This window comes from Stenotrophomonas chelatiphaga, from assembly GCF_001431535.1.
GTDB classification, from domain to species: domain Bacteria; phylum Pseudomonadota; class Gammaproteobacteria; order Xanthomonadales; family Xanthomonadaceae; genus Stenotrophomonas; species Stenotrophomonas chelatiphaga.
In genome coordinates this window covers 1-700 of the sequence record NZ_LDJK01000133.1, presented here as the reverse complement: position 1 = coordinate 700, position 700 = coordinate 1, and the positions used below count along the sequence as shown (strand labels likewise).

Below are 700 nucleotides of genomic sequence, written 5' to 3'. Positions count from 1 at the left end.
ACCCCGCAGTACGAAGGCCTGCAGAAGCTGTATGTGGAAAAGCAGGCGCAGGGCCTGGAGGTGCTCGGCTTCCCGGCCAACAACTTCCTCGGCCAGGAGCCGGGCAGCGAAGCGGACATCCAGCAGTTCTGCCAGCTGACCTACGACGTCAGCTTCCCGATGTTCGCCAAGATCAGCGTGGCCGGCGATGAGGTGCATCCGCTGTACCAGCAGCTGATCGCCGCGCAGCCGCAGGCCATCGGCGAAGGCCCGATGCGCGAGCGCCTGGCGGCCAAGGACCTGGCGCAGCCGGCACCGGGCATCCTGTGGAATTTCGAGAAATTCCTGATCGGCCGCGACGGCCAGGTCATCGCCCGTTTCGCCCCGGACGTCGCAGCGGACGACGCCCGCGTGCGCGAAGCCGTGGACGCCGCACTGGCGGCCTGATCCGGCGAACGGCGCAGCCCCTCGTGGGGGGGCGCGAAGTGCGGGTTGGTAGGTTCAGGCCGGGCGGGAGGGGTTGGTGGGGGACGGCAAAAACTGCGTCCATGCGGGCCTCGTTTCGTGCCATCCATGGCACTCAACGCCCCCACCAACCCCTCCCGCCACGTAGAAGAGAGAAAAAAAGAAGGGGGAAGAGTCCTTCCGCGCCGCGAAAGGACTCTGAACCCGTTCCGGAAACATTCCGCTTTTTTTTGATATTTTACGGCGACGCGGGCGG

Annotated in this window: 1 protein-coding gene; it reads left to right on the top strand. The window is 65.9% G+C overall.

The features are described 5' to 3' along the window. Positions 1–426: glutathione peroxidase (locus ABB28_RS17480; protein ID WP_057687622.1), on the top strand; the 426-nt coding region annotated here is incomplete at its 5' end. Positions 427–700: the final 274 nt, after the last annotated feature.